At 57.7% G+C, this 18939-nt stretch carries 16 protein-coding genes; 5 read left to right on the forward strand and 11 right to left on the reverse strand.

Features of this window, described 5'->3' with window-relative positions:
- Window positions 1-102 precede the first annotated feature (102 nt).
- Entirely contained in the window at window positions 103-372 is a 270-nt protein-coding gene (rpsO, locus tag I6L47_RS18950) for a 30S ribosomal protein S15 (RefSeq protein ID WP_005338797.1), read from the forward strand.
- A gap of 167 nt (window positions 373-539) precedes the next feature.
- Complete coding sequence (pnp, locus tag I6L47_RS18955) at window positions 540-2687, forward strand: polyribonucleotide nucleotidyltransferase (RefSeq protein ID WP_005338796.1); 2148 nt, start codon at window positions 540-542, stop codon at window positions 2685-2687.
- 98 nt (window positions 2688-2785) lie between these two features.
- Here the strand turns inward: pnp and I6L47_RS18960 are convergent, their stop codons facing one another.
- The 11 genes from I6L47_RS18960 to I6L47_RS19010 form a co-directional block, all read right to left on the reverse strand.
- Window positions 2786-3844: a chemotaxis response regulator protein-glutamate methylesterase gene (locus tag I6L47_RS18960; protein WP_005338795.1), complete on the reverse strand. Its 1059-nt coding sequence runs from the start codon at window positions 3842-3844 to the stop codon at window positions 2786-2788.
- Window positions 3841-4332: a chemoreceptor glutamine deamidase CheD gene (cheD, locus tag I6L47_RS18965; protein WP_005349556.1), complete on the reverse strand. Its 492-nt coding sequence runs from the start codon at window positions 4330-4332 to the stop codon at window positions 3841-3843. Before cheD ends, I6L47_RS18960 begins: the two co-directional genes overlap by 4 nt.
- Window positions 4333-4335: 3 nt before the next feature.
- Entirely contained in the window at window positions 4336-5139 is an 804-nt protein-coding gene (locus tag I6L47_RS18970) for a protein-glutamate O-methyltransferase CheR (RefSeq protein ID WP_064338649.1), read from the reverse strand.
- Window positions 5140-5196: 57 nt separating this feature from the next.
- Window positions 5197-6951 (reverse strand): methyl-accepting chemotaxis protein, encoded by a 1755-nt coding sequence (locus I6L47_RS18975; protein WP_216948098.1) that lies wholly within the window; start codon window positions 6949-6951, stop codon window positions 5197-5199.
- A gap of 43 nt (window positions 6952-6994) precedes the next feature.
- The gene (locus tag I6L47_RS18980; protein WP_042080654.1) at window positions 6995-7564 is read right to left on the reverse strand and encodes a chemotaxis protein CheW; all 570 of its coding nucleotides are present in this window, start codon (window positions 7562-7564) and stop codon (window positions 6995-6997) included.
- Between the two features lie 12 nt (window positions 7565-7576).
- The gene (locus tag I6L47_RS18985) at window positions 7577-9502 is read right to left on the reverse strand and encodes a methyl-accepting chemotaxis protein (protein WP_216948099.1); all 1926 of its coding nucleotides are present in this window, start codon (window positions 9500-9502) and stop codon (window positions 7577-7579) included.
- Window positions 9503-9512: 10 nt separating this feature from the next.
- Window positions 9513-11723 carry a chemotaxis protein CheA gene (locus I6L47_RS18990; RefSeq protein ID WP_216948100.1) on the reverse strand — a complete coding sequence of 737 codons (2211 nt, stop codon included), beginning with the start codon at window positions 11721-11723 and terminating at the stop codon, window positions 9513-9515.
- A 22-nt stretch (window positions 11724-11745) separates the two neighbouring features.
- Window positions 11746-12072 (reverse strand): STAS domain-containing protein, encoded by a 327-nt coding sequence (locus I6L47_RS18995; protein ID WP_216948101.1) that lies wholly within the window; start codon window positions 12070-12072, stop codon window positions 11746-11748.
- Between the two features lie 13 nt (window positions 12073-12085).
- Window positions 12086-12454 (reverse strand): response regulator, encoded by a 369-nt coding sequence (locus I6L47_RS19000; protein ID WP_005338778.1) that lies wholly within the window; start codon window positions 12452-12454, stop codon window positions 12086-12088.
- 11 nt (window positions 12455-12465) lie between these two features.
- On the reverse strand, window positions 12466-13680 hold the full coding sequence (locus I6L47_RS19005) for a methyl-accepting chemotaxis protein (RefSeq protein WP_216948102.1): 1215 nt from the start codon (window positions 13678-13680) through the stop codon (window positions 12466-12468).
- Between the two features lie 253 nt (window positions 13681-13933).
- Window positions 13934-15022 (reverse strand): ketoacyl-ACP synthase III, encoded by a 1089-nt coding sequence (locus I6L47_RS19010; RefSeq protein ID WP_042080660.1) that lies wholly within the window; start codon window positions 15020-15022, stop codon window positions 13934-13936.
- 226 nt (window positions 15023-15248) lie between these two features.
- On the opposite strand from I6L47_RS19010, the gene I6L47_RS19015 reads away from it, so the two are divergent.
- The 3 genes from I6L47_RS19015 (at window position 15249) to I6L47_RS19025 (ending at window position 18884) form a co-directional block, all read left to right on the forward strand.
- The gene (locus I6L47_RS19015; protein ID WP_216948103.1) at window positions 15249-16190 is read left to right on the forward strand and encodes a LysR family transcriptional regulator; all 942 of its coding nucleotides are present in this window, start codon (window positions 15249-15251) and stop codon (window positions 16188-16190) included.
- Between the two features lie 128 nt (window positions 16191-16318).
- Complete coding sequence (locus tag I6L47_RS19020; RefSeq protein WP_216948104.1) at window positions 16319-16927, forward strand: LysE family translocator; 609 nt, start codon at window positions 16319-16321, stop codon at window positions 16925-16927.
- 97 nt (window positions 16928-17024) lie between these two features.
- Complete coding sequence (locus I6L47_RS19025) at window positions 17025-18884, forward strand: U32 family peptidase (protein WP_216948105.1); 1860 nt, start codon at window positions 17025-17027, stop codon at window positions 18882-18884.
- The last annotated feature ends 55 nt before the right edge of the window (window positions 18885-18939 follow it).

An 18939-nucleotide genomic window follows, 5' to 3' on the forward strand; every position in this document is an offset into this window, starting at 1 on the left:
ATCGTTGCGAAAAGGGGCGGGGACGATTATGATACCGCCCTCATTTCACGGCTGAATTAGAGATTGGCTGTGAACCTTTAAACACTCTACTGGAGTATTACCATGTCTCTAAATGCTGAGATCAAAGCTCAAATCGTTGCTGACAACGCTCGTTGCGCCAACGACACCGGTTCCCCCGAAGTGCAAGTTGCCCTGCTGACTGCCCAGATCAACCATCTGCAAGGTCACTTCAAAGAGCACTCCAAGGACCACCACGGTCGTCGCGGTCTGCTGCGCATGGTTTCCCAGCGTCGTAAGCTGCTGGACTACCTGAAGCGTAAAGATTCCGAGCGTTATGCTGCTCTGATCGCCAAGCTGGGTCTGCGTCGTTAATCGACCATCAGATTTCGCGAAAAAGGGGAACCGTCAGGTTCCCCTTTTTTATTGCTCTTCAAGCCGTTGCCTGCCTCACAGAATTTGCGTCGCCGCTTACCTTTTGCATCGAATCAAGTATACTTGTGCGCGAATTTAAAGAGCCAAATTGTAAAAAGGAAATTCACGTGAATCCTATTGTAAAGTCATTCCAGTACGGTCAACACACCGTCACTCTGGAAACCGGTGTGATGGCCCGTCAAGCCACTGCGGCCGTTATGGTCAGCATGGACGATACCTGCGTATTTGTGACCGTAGTCGGCAAGAAAGAGGCCGATCACGGCCGTGATTTCTTCCCGCTGACCGTCAACTACCAGGAGCGTACCTATGCTGCTGGTCGTATCCCGGGTGGTTTCTTCCGTCGTGAAGGCCGTCCGAGCGAAGGCGAGACCCTCATCTCCCGTCTGATCGACCGTCCTATTCGTCCGCTGTTCCCGGAAGGCTTCCTCAATGAGGTTCAGGTCGTTGCGACCGTAATGTCCGTGAATCCGGCCGTATCCCCCGACATCGTTGCCATGATCGGTGCCTCTGCCGCACTGGCCATCTCCGGTATCCCGTTTGGCGGCCCGATCGGTGCTGCTCGCGTGGGTTACATGAACGGTCAGTATGTGCTGAACCCGACCACCACCGAACTGCCGCAGAGCGATCTGGATCTGGTAGTTGCCGGTACTGCCAATGCCGTGCTGATGGTTGAGTCCGAAGCGGCCATCCTCTCCGAAGAGGTAATGCTGGGCGCCGTGGTATACGGTCACGAGCAGATGCAGACCGTGATCAATGCGATCAACGAGTTTGCCGCTGCCGTCGGCACCAAGCCGTGGGACTGGACTCCGCCTGCCGTCAACGAAGCGCTGAAAGCCAAGGTTGCCGAGCTGGCGAGCGCCGAACTGGGTGAAGCCTACCGCATCACCGAGAAGGCTGTTCGTTACGAAACCATCGCTGCCATCAAGGGCCGTGTGGTTGAGCAAGTTATCGCTTCCGGCGTGGAAGAAGATGCCAAGAAGATCGGCGAAGAGTTCCACAGCCTGGAAAGCCGCATCGTACGTGGTCGCGTAGTACGTGGTGAGCCGCGTATCGATGGTCGCGATCCGGAAATGATCCGCGCCCTGAGCGTAGGTACCGGCATTCTGCCCCGTGCCCACGGTTCTGCCCTGTTCACCCGTGGTGAAACTCAGGCCATCGTGGTCGCCACTCTGGGTACCGAGCGTGACGCCCAGAACATCGACGAGCTGACCGGCAACCGTGCCGATCGCTTCATGCTGCACTACAACTTCCCGCCATACTGTGTCGGTGAGACCGGCATGATGGGTAGCCCGAAGCGTCGTGAAATCGGTCACGGCCGTCTGGCCAAGCGCGGCGTTGCTGCCGTGATGCCGAGCGCCGCCGAGTTCCCGTACGTGGTTCGCGTGGTCTCCGAAATTACCGAATCCAACGGTTCCTCCTCCATGGCGTCTGTCTGTGGTTCCTCTCTGGCGCTGATGGATGCCGGTGTGCCGATCAAGGCCTCCGTTGCCGGTATCGCCATGGGTCTGGTGAAGGAAGAAGAAGGTTTCGTTGTGCTGTCCGACATTCTGGGTGACGAAGATCACCTGGGCGACATGGACTTCAAAGTAGCCGGTACCACCGAAGGTGTGACCGCGCTGCAGATGGACATCAAGATCGAAGGCATCACCAAAGAGATCATGGAGATTGCGCTGAAGCAAGCTCGTGGCGCTCGTCTGCACATCCTGAAAGTGATGGATGAAGCTATCCAGGCTCCCCGTGCCCAGATCTCCGATTTCGCACCGCGTATCCACACCATCAAGATCAATCCTGAGAAGATCAAGGATGTGATCGGTAAGGGTGGTTCCGTGATCCGTGCGCTGACCGAAGAGACCGGCACCAACATCGAGCTGGACGATGACGGTACTGTACGTATCTCCGCCGTGGCCAACGAAGCCGCCATGGAAGCGATCCGTCGCATCGAGGCCATCACTGCCGAGATCGAAGTGAACCGCATCTATGAAGGTAAAGTTGTTCGTCTGGCCGATTTCGGTGCATTCGTCAACATTCTGCCGGGCAAAGATGGTCTGGTACACATATCCCAGATCACCGACGCTCGCGTGCAGAACGTGGCTGACCACCTGACCATCGGTGACGTGGTCAAGGTGAAGGTACTGGAAGTGGACCGTCAGGGCCGCGTACGTCTCTCCATCAAGGAAGCAAACGCCCCGACCGAAGCGGCTGCACCTGCTGCTGACGCCGCTCCGGCCGCTGAAGAAGCGCCTGCTGCAGAGTAATCTGCTCGCCTGATACCGGATTGGTTCCGGTTGATGTAAAAAGTCCGGCTCCCCTTGGGGAGCCGGACTTTTTTATGGTCAAAACGCGCGATAAGGGATTACTTGCCGAGGATGGCGTATTGCATCTCTTGTAAGGGGAGCACATGGCGAGCAGCTCCCAGCTTGATCGCCTCCTTGGGCATGCCGAAGACCACGCAGGATGCCTCATCCTGGGCATAGGTGTTGGCACCCGCATCCAGCATCTCGCGCAATCCCCGGGCTCCGTCATCCCCCATGCCGGTCATGATGATGCCGGTGGCATTCTTGCCGGCATATTTGGCGACGGAGCGAAACAGCACATCTACCGAGGGGCGATGGCGGTTGATAAGCGGCCCGTCGACTACCTCGACGTGATAGTAGGCACCGCTGCGCTTGAGCAGCATATGCTTGCCGCCGGGGGCAATCAGCGCCAACCCCGGTATCACCCGGTCATTGTTCCTCGCCTCCCGCACTTCTATCTGGCAGACCCCGTTCAGGCGTTCGGCAAACATGGCGGTAAATTTCTCTGGCATGTGCTGCACGATGACGATACCGGGGCTGACCCGGGGCAAGGCAGTCAGCACGGCTTCCAGCGCCTGGGTGCCGCCGGTCGAGGTGCCGATGGCGATGAGCCGCTCGGTGGTTTGTGCCATGGCGTGCTGGTTGGGCGCCAGCATGGCATCCGCGTTGAGCTTGGTGCTGACCGGCACAGATGAGGGCTTGCCCACGCGCTTGAGGTTGGCCTGGGCCGCAGCACGTACTGCCATAGCCAGGTCGTGGGCAGATTCTTGCAGAAAGCTTTTTATCCCCATGGTCGGCTTGGTGATGATGTCCACCGCGCCGGCAGCCATTGCCTGCAGGGTGGTCTCGGCCCCCTTTTCGGTGAGGGAGGAGCAGATCACCACCGGGGTTGGATGCTCTGCCATGATCTTGGTGAGAAAGGTGATGCCATCCATACGGGGCATCTCCACATCGAGCACGATGACGTCAGGCCACTCTTTCTTCAGTTTTTCCTGCGCAAACAGGGGATCCGATGCTGTGGCGATCACCCGGATATCGGGCTCTTGCTCCAGCACCGCTTGCAATACCTGTCTGACCACGGCGGAATCATCCACCAGCATGACCCGGATCTGCTTCATTCTCGCGACTCCCGTTGATGTGGCAGACGATGATGGCGGAGCCAGACACTGCCGTTGCTGAGCTCAAAGAGCAAGCTTCGGTGGCCGCTATGGCCAAGATGATGAGCCTTGATATCAAGGCCAAGGTGTCGGGTCAGCTGCCAGGCTGCCTGAATATTTTTGGCGGCGACATTGTTGTCGCTCTGTGCGTATTGAGGCTCGGTAAACATGTTGCCACCCCCGAACAACTTGGCCTCATATTCATGGATAGGGGCGGGATAGTGACTGGCCGCTTGCAGCAGCAAGGCGAGGGCCTCATCGGCATAGCGCCCATCCAGCTTGGTAGAGGGATTGCGCCGACTTGGCAGCATGTAGTGACACATTCCTCCCTGTTTCTGCTCCGGATGCCACAAGGTGATGGCAATACAGGAGCCCAGTACGGTTCTGACCACCACATCCTCCTTGCCAAAAAAGAGTTCTCCCGGTTGCAGGATCACCTCCCGAGTCATGACTTATCTCTTCTGATAGATGGAAGGCGAGACAAGCTGCAGGCCGTGGTGCAGGCCATGCAGGCTCTCGGCGTGGCTCACCAGCAGGTAGCCACCGGGTTTGAGTCTGGGTACCAGCCGCTGCAATACTTGCCCTTTGGTCTCCTTGTTGAAGTAGATCATCACGTTTCTGATGAAGATGACGTCAAACATGCCGATGTCCGGTAGATCCTGATTGAGGTTGATCTGCATGAACTGCACCTTGTCCCGCAACTTGCGATCGATGATGAAGATGCCCTCCTGCAGGCCCACACCCTTGAGGCAATATTTCATCAAAAAGGGCAGTGGAATATTTTGCGCCCGCTCGATGGGGTAGCGACCGCTCATCGCCTGTTCCAGCACCCTGGACGAGATATCGGAGGCCAGGATCTCCCAGTTGAAGGTGCTGCGTTTTTCCGCGAGGGTCATGGCCAGACTGTAGGGCTCCTCGCCAGATGAACTGGCGGCACTCCAGACTCGCAGTGATTGCTCTGGCGGGAGGGTTGAGACTATCTCCCGCGTCAGAAACTCGAAGTGTTTGGGCTCCCTGAAAAAGTAGGTTTCGTTGGTGGTAAGGAGATCGAGCGCCAGCTGCAGTTCGCTGCTGCGATCGTTCATGATGAGCTGGAAGTAGTCGTCATAACTATCCAGCTCATAGTGGCAGAGTCGCTTAGCCAGGCGGCTGGCTACCAGCGCCTTTTTGGCTGGAGACAGCTCTATCCCCGCCGTTTGATGAAGCCAGCGCTGGAAACGGGAGAACTCATCATCATGCAGCTGGGTTTGATACAAAAAACTGTCCCTCTACCTGTGTTGTCGGAGATGGGAGAGGCAACGCCTCTCCCGTGACTAGAACCGGACAAAATCGCCATCGCCGATGGGGCGTTGGGCTGTGGCGGCTCGTTCCCGACTGTTGGCAGTGCTCTCGTTCATAAAGCGACCTCGGGTATTGGGGTGAAGATGCGAGGTGGCTGCTTTACCTTCTTTGGCGTGAGCCTCCAAGGTAAAGAACTCCATGGCCAGCTGCAGCTGTTCAGCCTGGCTGCTCATCTCTTCTGCTGTGGCAGCCAGCTCTTCGCTGCAAGAAGCGTTCTGCTGGGTAACCTGACTCAGCTGGTTCATGGCCTGGTTGATCTGGCTGACACCGGTGGATTGTTCAACCGAAGCGGCACTGATCTCCTGCACCAGATCCGAGGTCTTGTTGATTGAAGGAACCATCTGATCCAGCAAACGACCTGCTTTTTCCGCCATCTCGACACTGCTGGAGGCTAGCTCACCAATCTCCTGTGCTGCCACCTGGCTGCGTTCGGCCAGTTTGCGCACCTCCGCCGCCACTACGGCAAAGCCCTTACCGTGATCGCCAGCCCGCGCCGCTTCGATAGCTGCGTTGAGTGCCAGCAGATTGGTCTGGTAGGCGATGTCATCGATGATGCCAATCCGTCTGGCGATCTGCTTCATGGCATCCACAGTCAGTTTGACCGCTTCTCCTCCCTCTACGGCCTCTTTGGCTGCCTTGCTGGCCATGCCATCGGTGACCTGGGCATTGTCGGTATTCTGGTTGATGCTGGCGCTCATCTGCTCGATGGAGGCGCTGGTCTCCTCCATGCTGGAGGCCTGTTCACTGCTGGATTGGCTGATCGACTGGGCGGTCGCGCTTACCTGCTCGGCGGCACTGGAGAGGTTGTCAGAGGCGCCGCGCACTTCGGTGACGATGTTGGTGAGCGAAGCGATAGTTTTGTTGAGCGCATCCTTGGTGGTGCCAAACACGCCAGGGTAGTCCGCCTCAATCTGTTGGGTCAGGTCACCTTTTGCCAGACATTGCACGACCCGGATGACGTCGTTGAGGGTGCTGTCGATCACTTCGGCAATCTGGTTGATCCCTTCTCCCATCGCCTGAAAGAAGCCGCTCTTGCCAGTAAGTTCCATCCTGCGGTGCAGCTCGCCATTGATCACGGCCTGCACAATTTCGGACATCTCTTTCTCTATCATCACCTCCTTGGTTCTGTCGGCCCATTCGACCACGGATCCCAACCGTTCACCGGTATCGTTGAAGACCGGATTGGCGATCAGGGAGAAGGTGCGCCCCCCCAGCTGGATCTGGGTGCGGTAGGTGCTGTTGAGTTTGGCCAGCATGGCGCGCTGATGGCCGGGATTTTTATGAAAGCTGTCGATGTTGGCGCCCATCAGCTGATTGGCGTTGAAGCTGTATAGCTCTTTCTTGATGTCGGTCTCGGCCTGATTGAGCATGCCGGTCACTGCCTCGTTCATATAGATAATGTCGAGGTTGGTATCGGCAATCATCACGTTGGTGCTGGCGCAGTCGAGGGCTTTGCGAACCAGCTGGTTCTCATGGAGCAACACCTGGTTCTTTTTAATGTCGTTGCGGCTCTGTTCCAGCTTGTCACTGAGCAAGGTGACCACCTCGTTGATGGCATGTCCTACTTCACGCAAGGGGCTATCCATACCGGAAAGATCGAGTGGTGCTGGAACCTGCTCTGCCAGGACTGCGTGTTGCAGTTGGCCGATTGCGTCGAGTAACAGGGTCCGCTGCCTCACTTCGGTGGCATTGTCTCCGAAGAGTTTTCCTAAGAGTGATTGGGTCATGAGCGTTTCCTTATGCTGCATGTCGTGGAGTATGGAGGCCTGTTCAGGAGGGTTGCAGGTTGCCTTGTGGCAACCTTGCCTGTGGCTGGGCCAGTTCGTTGAGTTGAGCCATCTCATCGAGTGACAACACTTTTCCGGTATCGATGAGGATGACGAATTTGCCGTTGACCTTGCCCATGCCACTGATGAAATCGGCCCGGATGCGGGCACCAAAACTGGGTGGGGGCTCGATATCTGCTTGTGGGATACCCAGTACTTCCGATACGGAATCCACCACAACGCCAATATCCTGACCTACAGGTTCATCGCCCTGCGGGGCCACCCCCTCAATAATGACGATGCAACTGCGGCGAGTGATGACCGAAGGTGCATTGCCAAAGCGGGCATTCAAGTCTACGACCGACACTACCGCTCCTCTGAGGTTGATTACGCCGCGAATAAAACCCGGCATCATCGGAACCGGAGTGATATTGCCGTATTCGATGATCTCTTTGACCCCCAGAATATTGATGGCGAACATCTCGTTGTTGATCAGAAATGTCAGGTACTGGGCATCGCCACTGCTCTCGTCAGCGGCCGCTGATGGCACCGTGATGTCGGTGGATGTATGCATGGTCGCCTCCGGTTAAAAGCGGACAAAATCCGCGTCATCAATGGAATGGGATGATGGTTGATTGGGCTGGCTGGCCCGTTGTGGGGGGGCGATGAAACTGCCTCTGGGAGGCATGCCCTTGTGGCCGGTTTCATGGGGCCTGGTGTTGAGCTGTGCACTTTGTTTCAGAGCAAAAAAGGCCATGGTTTGCTGCAGTTCGCTGGCTTGTGAACTCATCTCTTCGGCCGTGGCCGCCAGCTCCTCGCTGCTGGCCGCATTCTGCTGTGTCACCTGATTAAGCTGGTTCATGGCCAGACTGATCTGGTTGGCTGCGCTGGCCTGTTCACCTGAGGCGGCATTGATCTCTTGTACCAGGTCAGAGGTCTTGCGAATGGAGGGGACGATCCTCTCCAGCAGGTTGCCAGCCCGCTCTGCCTTGCTGACGCTGTCGGAGGAGAGCTCACCAATCTCCTGCGCAGCGATCTGGCTGCGCTCTGCCAGCTTTCTCACCTCGGCAGCAACCACCGCGAAGCCTTTGCCATGCTCTCCGGCGCGAGCCGCCTCAATGGCGGCGTTGAGGGCAAGCAGGTTGGTCTGGTAGGCAATGTCGTCGATGATGCTGACTTTCTTGGCGATTTGCTGCATGGCGGTCACCGTCTGTTGAACGGATTGGCCCCCTTCGGTGGCCTCCAGTACCGAGTTGCTGGCCATGCTGTCGGTGATCTTGGCGTTCTCGGTGTTCTGATTGATGCTGGCGCTCATCTGCTCGATAGAGGCGCTGGTCTCTTCAACGCTGGCTGCTTGCTCACTGGTGGCCTGGCTCAATGCCTGCGCAGTGTTGCTCACCTGATTGGAGGCATTGGTCAGGTTGTCGGCGGCGTTGCGTACCTCTTCGATGATATTGGTCAGCGCAGTGATGGTCCGGTTGAGGCCGTCTTTGGTCTGGCCGAAAATACCTGGGTAGGGCTCATCGATCCGTTGGGTCAGATCCCCCTTGGAGAGCGCGGTGGCGATGCGCATCACATCTTCCAGGCTGGTATCTGTCACATGGGAGAGGCGATTCAGCAGCTCGGATACCCGCTTGATATAGCCTTGACGATCCTCCAGCGCAATCTTGTGGCTGAAGTCGCCCTGTTCGACAGCGGCAGTGACCAGGGTCTCGATATCCGTGATCAAGGCACCCAGTTTCTTGACCATGTTATCCATCGCCATCAAGAGCTGACCCGCTTCATCGTTGGACTCTATCCGGATCGATACATCTAGATTGCCCTCAGCCAGACTATTGGCCACGCGCAGAGCCTGTTCGATGGGGGTGATGATGCTTTTGATCAGCAAGGTGCCAAACCAGGCTGCGAGTGCAATGCCGACCGCGATAACCACCGCCATGGTTATCAGCATGATGTCATACCAGGATTGCGCTGCGGTATATTCCGACTTGGCCACATTGAGCTGCAGGTTGACCAGCTCGGTGATTTTGTTGCCTATCGGGTCGATGGAGCCATAGAGGGCACCGTCAAAAGTGTTCAGCATGCCAGTAATCATGCCGTGCTGGGTGGCGAGGTATTTCTCCAACTTGCCAATATCGGTATCGGCCGCGTTGAACAGGGTTGTCGCCTCGGCTGACAAACGCTGTTCATCTGGTGTGAGAGTGGTGGACTGGTAGTGATGCCACTCGTTTTTGATTGTCTGCTGTGCCTGTTGTATCTGCTTTAAAGCCTCTTCTGCCGGGATCAGTCCCGCATTGGCCTTGTTGAGGTTGTCGATGATCGAGACGGCATAGCTGTCGGAGATAGTCTTCAGCTGCTTGAGGGGAACCACCCTGTCGTTGTAAACGCGCTGCAACCCGGTATTGCTGCTCTGCATGTTGTATAACCCGAGGCTGCCAACGGCCAGCAGCAGTAGGCAGAGCATGCAGAGCAGTACGATAAGACGCAATTTGATGGTGGAATTTTTTAACATGATGGTCCCCTCAGTTGATGCTGGATTGAGGCAGGTTGCGCGACACTGTCAACCTGTTGAGCTGACAGGATTCCTGAGTGATTGCGTGCTGGATCAGCGAAGGAATGTCGAGGATCAGGGCGACCTCTCCCCCCCCCAGAATGGTTGAACCACTAATGCCCTGCAGGCGCTGGAACAATTTCCCCAACGGCTTGATGACGGTCTGGAATTCTCCCAGCAGTTCATCCACCACCAGTCCGGATTTTTTGCCTGCATGGCTGACCACTACAATGTTCTCGCGCCTCCCTTTGCTGCCATTGGTATCGAAGTAGTGTTGCAGGCGGATAAAGGGCAGCACCTCGCCACGCAAATTGATGTAATTGCGACCCTGGGTGTCGGACAGTGCACTTTGGGTCAATTCAACGCACTCGATCACCATATCGAGGGGAATGACGTAGTGGGTGTCGCAGACTCGTACCAGGAAGCCGTCGATGATGGCAAGGGTGAGCGGCAGGCGGATCTGCACACGGGTTCCTTTTCCCGGGATGCTGTCCAGATCGACCGTGCCGCGCAGGGCAGTGATGTTGCGTTTGACGACATCCATGCCCACCCCGCGACCGGAGAGGTTGGTTATCGCCTCGGCGGTAGAGAACCCCGGCTCGAAGATCAGGTTGTATATCTCCTGATCCGTCAGCGTGGTGGTTGGGCTGATCAGGCCGCGCTCGATGGCTTTTTGTTGGATCCTGGCTTTGTTGAGACCAGCTCCATCATCCCGAATTTCGATGACGATACTGTTGGAGTCGTGATAGGCATTAAGATTCAGGGTGCCACGGGGGGGTTTGCCTGCCAGCAGCCGTTGCTCTGCCGATTCGATGCCGTGATCCATCGAGTTTCTGACCAGATGCATCAGCGGATCGCCGATCTTCTCTACCACCGATTTGTCCAGTTCTGTCTCTGCTCCGGAGATCACCAGAGTGATATCCTTGTTCAGTTCCTGACTGACATCGCGCACCACCCGCTGGAAGCGGTTGAAGGTATCGCCGATAGGCACCATGCGCAGGCGCAGTGCACTGTCGCGGATCTCTTCCACCAGCATGGCAATGACCGAGGTGGCTTCCTGTAGCTGGCTTTCGCGGGTGCGTTGGGCCAGCAGATTGGCTCCTGAACTGGCGACTACCAACTCCCCGACCAGATTGATCAGATCGTCCAGCTTGTCGGCATGCACCCTGACGTAACGGCCCTCTTTGCTCTTGCTCTCCTTGGTCTGATTCTGTTTTTTCAGGGCGGCATCGACAACGGCTTCGTTGACGGCACCCTGCGCAATCAGGATCTCCCCGAGTTTGGGCGCTTGTTCTGCCGGGGTCGATTGTTGTGCCTGCAGACCGCTTGCTAACTCCTCTGCAGTGAGGGCGCCGGTGTTGACCAACAACTGGCCCAGCATGGTGCTATCTTCCGGTAGCGACTCGATCAGGTTGATGAACTCGGCGATCTTGCTGTGGGGCGGCAAGATGGTGATCTGGCAGTCATCTCTGACAAATTCAAAGACATCGCTGATGGCAGCCTTATCTGCCTGCGAGTCGAAGTCTATCTCGTAGCCGAGGTAGCAATTCTCCGGATCGAACTGTTCCCAATCCGGTAACGCCTGATGGATGGTCTCCACCGAGCATATGGTTCCGAGGGTGCCGAGATAGCGCAGAAATGCGGCCGGATCCATGCCATTGCGCAGCACATCGGGGCCAAAACGCAGGGAGATATGCCACAGGGAGGCGGAACTGGTAATTCCTCCCTCTTTTTCGATCTTGGGTTCCGGCGTATGCACAGTATCTGGCAGCGTGGCATGGGGGACGCACTGATGACGGGTGAGGGTGAGCCTCAGCCGTTCATCTTGGTTGGCATCGCCATCGCTTAACGTGCTGCCCTGTTCTGCAACGACACTGATGAGCGTCTGGATATGGTCACAGCTCTCCAGCAGATCCTTGATCAGAGGAGAGGTGACGGTGAGCTGCTGATTGCGGATCTGGTCTAGCAGATCCTCGACGATATGGGTAAACCCGACGATGGGTTGCAGACCAAACAGGCCAGCCGACCCTTTGATGGTATGAGCAGCACGGAAGATGGCACCAATCAGCTCGCTATTGTCAGGGTCAGATTCCAGTGATAGAAGGGCTGACTCCATCTCTTCAAGCAACTCGCGTGCCTCGGCGATATAGGTTTGTAAAGCCTGATCAAGATCGATGCTCACGGTGACTCCTTGTCATGGTGGCTCAGGGCCGTTCGCCATGGGTGATGAGGGTGGGGTCGCCAAAAAAGGCAGAGAGCTGGCAGAGCTCCAGCAGTTCAAGCACAACATGGCTGTGCCAGACCAGTGCCAGGGAGGAGCCTTGCTGCAGAGCGGTTTTCTTCGCTGCCAGCAGCAGTTGCAGCCCGGCGCTGTCTATCTCGGATACCGCTGCCAGATTCAGCTCCAGTTCGTTCCTCTGATGCAATAAGGGTGAGAGAGCATCTTTCAGCTCGCTGACTGTATAAATGGTGATCTCGTCCGGCATGGTCACCACTACCTTGTTGTCGAGTAGCTCACTCTGTAGTTGCATGATGCGCTCCGGATCACGGCATGATGAGCTTGGCGACTGCGGCCAGCATCTGTTCGGGCTGGAAGGGTTTGACCACCCAGGCTTTGGCTCCTGCGGCTTGTCCCTCCTGCTTCTTGCTGTCCTGAGACTCGGTGGTCAGCATGATGACAGGGGTAAATTTGTAGTTGGCCAGCTTTTTGGCCTCTTTGACGAAGGTGATGCCATCCATGTTCGGCATGTTGACGTCACTGATGATCAGGTTGATTTTCTTGCCATCTAGTTTGTTGAGCGCATCTTTGCCGTCAGAGGCTTCCATGACCTCATAACCGGCTCCCTTGAGGGTCATGCCCACGACTTGGCGAATAGTTGCCGAGTCATCCACGATCAGGATCGTTTTGCCCATATCTCTCTCTCCTAGAAAAATGTGATGTCGGCGCTGCTTGGTTGCGCGTTGACAGAACGGGTGGTGCGACCATGGTGAATATTGCGCTGTTCGTCGGTGGCGTATGAGAGCTCCATCTCTGCCAGCCAGCGATTGGCATCGATTTGGATTGGCCCTGTCGCATTGCTGCTCTGCTCCGAAGCAACCAGATGGCTGGAGAGGCTCTCCATGTTTTGTCTGACGTGGCTGAGGATCTGGCTGACCCTGTCTTGAAATTGCAGCGAGACAATGACGCTGGAGATTTCGCGATGGATATCGGTGCTCTCGTTTTGGAGCAGGGAGGCGGATTCCGCCAGGCTGTCAGTGGCATGGCGAAAACGGGCCAGCACCTGTTCGATTGTCTGCTCCGAGTTGAGCGCCGAGGCGTGATCCCGTGCGGCAGCATTTTCGGCAATCTGGAAGGCGCGACCGATAGCAGTATTGATGGTATCTACCTTGTCGGTCATCTTCTGGGCGGTTTCGCTGGAGAGGCGGGAGAGGTTGCGCACTTCATCCGCGACCACAGCAAAGCCACGGCCTGCTTCCCCTGCACGAGCCGCTTCAATGGCGGCGTTGAGGGCCAGCAGGTTGGTCTGGGAGGCGATTTTGGCCACATCCATGGCCATGGTGTTGAGCTCTATGGTGTAGGTGGTCAGGCTTTTTATCTCACCCAGCATGGCGTCCCGATTGGCTTGGGCGGAGTGCAGGATGGCCACTACCTCATTGAGTTGCTGCTGGCTCTCGCTCAAGACTCCTGCCATGCCACGGGAATTGGCATCACCCAGTTCTCCGGCTGCCAGATGAGAAGCATTGACTGCTTCCTCCAGCTTGTTGGCCAAGCCGCTGAAGCGTTGGGTCAGGTCAATCATCGCGGCTTCGGTTTGTTGACGAGAGCTTTCAATTTGCTGGGACCAGATAGGTAGAGCCTTCTCGCACACCTGTTCGAGCCCGATGATGGAGTGGGCGAGAGGATCGGTCGCGACGGTTTGTTCCTTTCCTGCATGATGTCGGAGTGTGTGCTGGTGGAAGTGACTTGATGTCCAGAGCGCGGCGGCAATAGCGACCAGCACATTGAGCAGCAGGTAGAGAGGTGACAGCGCATCGGCAAGCTGCAGCAACAGGCAGCTCAGCAGAGCAAGCCCGATGCAGCAAATCCAGCAAACCGGTTCCCAAAGCGGTGTGTTCACGCCACTTTTGTGTTGTGCCATACGTAGCTTATCCCTGTGCAATTATTTGGTAAGAGGTAAAGGCGCGGGACCGAAACAGTCATGGTGCCCCTTGACGCTCTTTTCTTTATTTATAGTTGGCACAATAAGGTTAGCGGAAAAAAATTAATTGGCTGCAAATCGGAGTTGTTTGTATCAGCGATTGCCGTATCAAGCGGCTTGCGAAGTGGGGGGCAGAGCCAGGTGGGGATGAGAAGGAGAGAAGGAGCCTGAGGATTCAGGCTCCTGATGAGGATCAAGCCTCGTTGGCGTGGGCCTTCTGGCACCCTTCGACGGCATGGGCGATGAGCTCCAGCGCGCTCTGGTCGCACGGGGGCAGTTCGGCATCGCACGCCTTGATAGGGGTAACGCGATCGCCCCATTTGATGATGGCGGCCCCCCAGGTCAGGCCGGCACCGAAAGCGGCGGTCAGCAGATAGGAGTTCGGCTTGACGCGGCCCTGCTCCAGCGCTTCGCAAAGGGCGATGGGCACGGTAGCTGCGGAGGTGTTGCCGTAATTTTCGATGTTGACCATCACCTTCTCCATCGGCGCATTCATCCGCTTGGCGAGGGTCTCGATGATGCGGATATTGGCCTGATGGGGAACGATCAGGTCGACCTGCTCCGGCGCAATACCGGCCTGTGCCAGCACCGTGCTGGTGGCTTCCCCCATGCCGCGCACGGCGCGTTTGAAGATCTCCGGCCCTTCGAAGTTGAAGGTGAACAGCCCATCGATATCGGCAAAACGCACCCGATCGGTACCGAAGTTCGGTACGTGCAGGATCTCCCGCGCTTCGCTGTCGCAGCCCAGCTTGTTGGCGATCAGGCCACACTCCTGCTCGCTCGCCTCGATTACCACGGCACCGGCACCATCGCCAAACAGCACGGCGGTATCGCGGCGCGCCCAGTCCAGCAGGTAGGTGAGGCGCTCGGCGCCAATCACCAGCACCTTCTTCATCATGCCGGTCTGCACCAGCGAGGTGGCGACGGAGAGGGAGTAGACGAAACCGGTGCAGGCCGCGTTGAGGTCAAACACGGCGGCATTGACGGCACCGAGCTTCTTCTGCACCGCAGAGGCGGCACTTGGCAGCAGGTTGTCCGGGGTGGCGGTGGCCAGGATGATGCCATCGAGATCGCTCGCTTCCAGACCGGCGCAGGCCAGCGCGCGGCGACCGGCCAGGGTGGCGAGATCCGAGGTGCTGACATGGGAGATCCGGCGGGCCTTGATGCCGGTGCGCGGATAGATCCACTCGTCTGACGTATCCATGATGGTGCTGAGGTCATCGTTGGTCAGCACGGAGGGAGGCAGGCATTTGCCCCAGCCGGTGATATTGGCGTATTTCATCTTGTTACCGCTTCTCAAAGTGGATCGCCCGCGGGCGGAAAATCGTGCAATTATGCCGTACGAGACAACCACTGTCATCTTGTGGTCATGGTTATGTGCAGGGCGAGCGGCTGCGCTATCTGGTCGCAAAGGGCTGCAATGCGCTGAACATGGCAGGAAATTTCGCTTAAAGCGCGGGACTCCTCTGCCCTAAGATAGGCATTTCGCCACCGATGAGGGTATCTCCTTGCTCAGAGCCAATCTCAACTTGTTGCCGACCCTCAAGGTGCTGCTGGAGACCCGCAATATCAGCCGCACCGCCGAGCTGTTGCACCTGAGTCAGCCCTCCATCAGCAAGCAGCTTGCCCAGTTGCGCAGCGAGTTTGACGACGAGTTGCTGGTGCGGGAGGGGCAACGCTGGCTGCTGACGCCAAGGGCCGAAGCGCTGGCCGCCCAGCTGGCGGATTCTCTCGGTGCGCTGGAGCGGCTCTACGAGGCCCCCGGGTTTGACCCGAGCCGCTGCGAGCGGGTATTTCGGCTCGCCTCCTCCGATTATGTGGCCCAGCATATCCTGCCCGATATCTGTGCCGCGCTCGCCAAAGAGGCGCCGTTGGCGGCGCTGGAGTACAGCCTGTGGGACAAGCGTCAGCTGCCGCAACTGTGGCAGTCCGAGCTCGATCTGGTCTCCACCATCACCGAGCAGGTACCGGAGCAGATCCGTGGTCTGCATCAGGGGGAAGATCGGCTGGCGGTGCTGATGGGACGTCACCATCCGCTGGCAGGCAAGGCGCTGAGTCTCGATGACTATCTCGCCTGGCCTCACCTGCAGGTGAGTGGCGGTGGTGACAAGGACAGCCCGGTGGAGCAGGTATTGGCGCCGCAGGGACTGAGTCGGCGCTGGTTTGCCAGAGTTCCCTTCTTTCAGGCGGCAGTGGAGGTGTTGCTGCGCACCGATTGCCTGATGACCACTCCGGCTCATATCGCCTGGCAGCTATCCTGTGGCCATGAGCTCACCTTTGTCGATCTGCCCTTTGCTACCCGCGACCAGCTGTATCATCTGCTGTGGCATCAGCGCCATCATCAGGATCCGGCTCACCGCTGGTTTCGCGAGCTGGCCTACCCCTTCCTGCGGGATCACCTGCAACGTACCGTCGGCGAGAGTCGCAAGCTGCTCGATCTCGGCGGTTAGCCCCGGTCAGTTGTGTGGTGCCATAGCCATTGGTTATGGAATCTATTCATAACTTTCACTACTGGCATAATGGCTCAGCCCGTACCCTGAGTGCAGGTCATCATATCGAGCATATAAAGAGGAAATGCATGGAACTGACGAGTTGGCTGGCACTGGCCGCAATCTGCGTGATGGGGGCCATCAGCCCGGGGCCGAGTCTGGCGCTGATCATCCGCAATACGGTGCAGGGTGGGCAGGGGCACGGCGTCGCCACCGCGCTCGGTCATGGCTTCGGGGTTGGTATCTATGCGCTGGTCACGGCGCTCGGCCTCTCCATTTTGATCACCCAGACCCCGATCCTGTTTGATCTGATCCGCTACGGCGGCGCCGCATTTCTTGCCTGGCTCGGGGTGAAAGCCCTGCAGGCAAAACCAGCCAGTGACGAAGGGAATGAAGAGGTGCATCAGTTGCGTGGTCGGCAGGGGGCATTTGAAGGCTTTATGGTGGCCTTCCTCAACCCCCAACTGGCGGTTTTCTTCATCGCTCTGTTCAGCCAGTTTGTGCGGGCCAATACCGGCTGGAGCGAAGGGGGCATCATGATGCTCACCGCGGGCGGGATCGATGCCGTCTGGTACGTGCTGGTGGCGCTGGTGCTCTCTCGTGGGCCGGTGCTGGCGTGGCTTAAAGCCAAATCCTTTGTGATCGATAAGGTGAGCGGCTTGGTGCTGCTGGGACTGGCACTCAAGGTGGTTATCTAATCCTGCATTTTACGGATACCTTAAGCGGGATCAAGGCACGTGGGTGGTGAATGGGCTAGAGTAGCGCCCATTTGCTGTCCGCCCTGATCCCGAGACCATGCACCAGAACAAGCACCCGTTAAGCCACAACAACCGGTTGGAGCTGCTGGCTCCGGCCAAGAACCTCGCCTACGGCATCGAAGCCATCAACCATGGTGCCGATGCCGTCTACATGGGGGGGCCGGCCTTTGGCGCCCGCAGTGCGGCGGGCAACTCCATCGAGGATATCGAAGCGCTGGCACGTCACGCCCACCGTTTCGGCGCCCAGGTCTTTGTCGCCTTCAACACCCTGCTGCACGATCATGAGCTGGAGCAGGCGCGGCGGCTGACCCACCAAATCTATGAAGCAGGAGCAGATGCGCTCATCGTGCAGGATATGGGGCTGCTGGCGCTCGATCTGCCACCCATCGCGCTCCATGCCAGTACCCAGACCGACAACCGCACGCCGGAGAAGGTGAAGTTTCTGCAGGATGTGGGCTTCTCTCAGGTGGTGCTGGCACGCGAACTGTCTCTTGCGCAGATCCGCGAGATCAGTGCGGCGACCAATGTGCAGTTGGAGTTCTTTATCCACGGCGCGCTCTGCGTCTCCTACAGCGGCCAGTGCAATATCAGCCATGCCCGTACCGGCCGCAGCGCCAACCGTGGCGAGTGTGCCCAGCTCTGCCGTCTGCCCTGCTCGCTGCAAAAGCCGGACGGTGAAGTGCTGGTGGCCGACAGCCACCTGCTGTCGCTCAAGGATATGGATCAGACCGATAACCTGGAGGCCTTGATCGAGGCGGGGATCCGCTCCTTCAAGATTGAAGGGCGACTCAAGGGGCTCGACTACGTCAAGAACGTTACTGCCTGGTATCGCCAGAAGCTGGACGCCATTCTCGATAGTCGCTCCGATCTGGTCGCAGCCTCTGCGGGTCGTTGCAGCTACAGCTTCACGCCTGACCCCAAGAAGAGCTTCAATCGTGGCAGCACCGACTACTTCCTCCATGGCCGTCATCAAGGGATCGACTCCACCAAGAGCCCGAAATATGTGGGGGAACCGCTGGGGCGGGTCACCAAGGTGACCCGTGACGGCATCGAGATCGACGGCAAGCAGGTCAGCCTTAACAACGGCGATGGTCTGGGCTTCTTCAAGCCGAATAACGAGCTGGTGGGGATGCGCCTCAACAAGGTCGAAGGTAAGCAGTTACTCCTGTCAGAACGCATGCCGGGGCTGAAGGTGGGGACAGAAATCTACCGCAACCACGATCAGGCGTTCAGCAAGATGCTGGAGAAGGCGAGCGCGGATCGCCGCATCCGGGTCGATATGGTGCTGGCTGAGTGCGATGAGGGCGTGATCCTCATGCTCACCGACGAGCAAGGCATCAGCGCCGCGGTGACGCTTCCCTGTGACAAACAGCCTGCCGACAATCCGGAGCGGGCGCTGCAGCAGGCGCGGGATCAACTTGGCAAACTTGGCAATACCCTCTTTGTGGCGCGCAAGATTGAGTTGGCATTCACTCACCCGCTATTTATCGCCGCATCACAGCTCAACGGCTTGCGCCGGGATGGCATCGCTGCGCTGGAGGCCGCACGCGTGGCCAGTTATCAGCGCCCCGAGCGACGCATCGCCCTGCGGGATATCAACTATCCCCAGCACCGTCTCTCCTACCTTGGCAATGTGCTTAACAGCGCGGCCGAGCAGTTCTTCCATGAGCACGGGGTGGAGCGGATTGCTCCTGCCTATGAGGCGAACAAGGAGGAGCGGGAAGTGGTGCTGATGATCACCAAACACTGCATCCGCTATAGCCAGAACCTCTGCCCGAACGAGGTGCCCGGTCTCAAGGCCGAGCCGCTGGAACTCAAGATGGGTAAGGACACCTTCCGCCTGCGTTTTGACTGCAACCGCTGCGAAATGCATGTGATGGGCAGCCTGAAACGCTGATCAAATAGCCCCTTTCTCCGTCCGGAAAGGGGCAGTTTTTTATCGCAGGTTCTCT

This window comes from Aeromonas sp. FDAARGOS 1417, from assembly GCF_019046985.1.
Taxonomy (GTDB): domain Bacteria; phylum Pseudomonadota; class Gammaproteobacteria; order Enterobacterales; family Aeromonadaceae; genus Aeromonas; species Aeromonas veronii.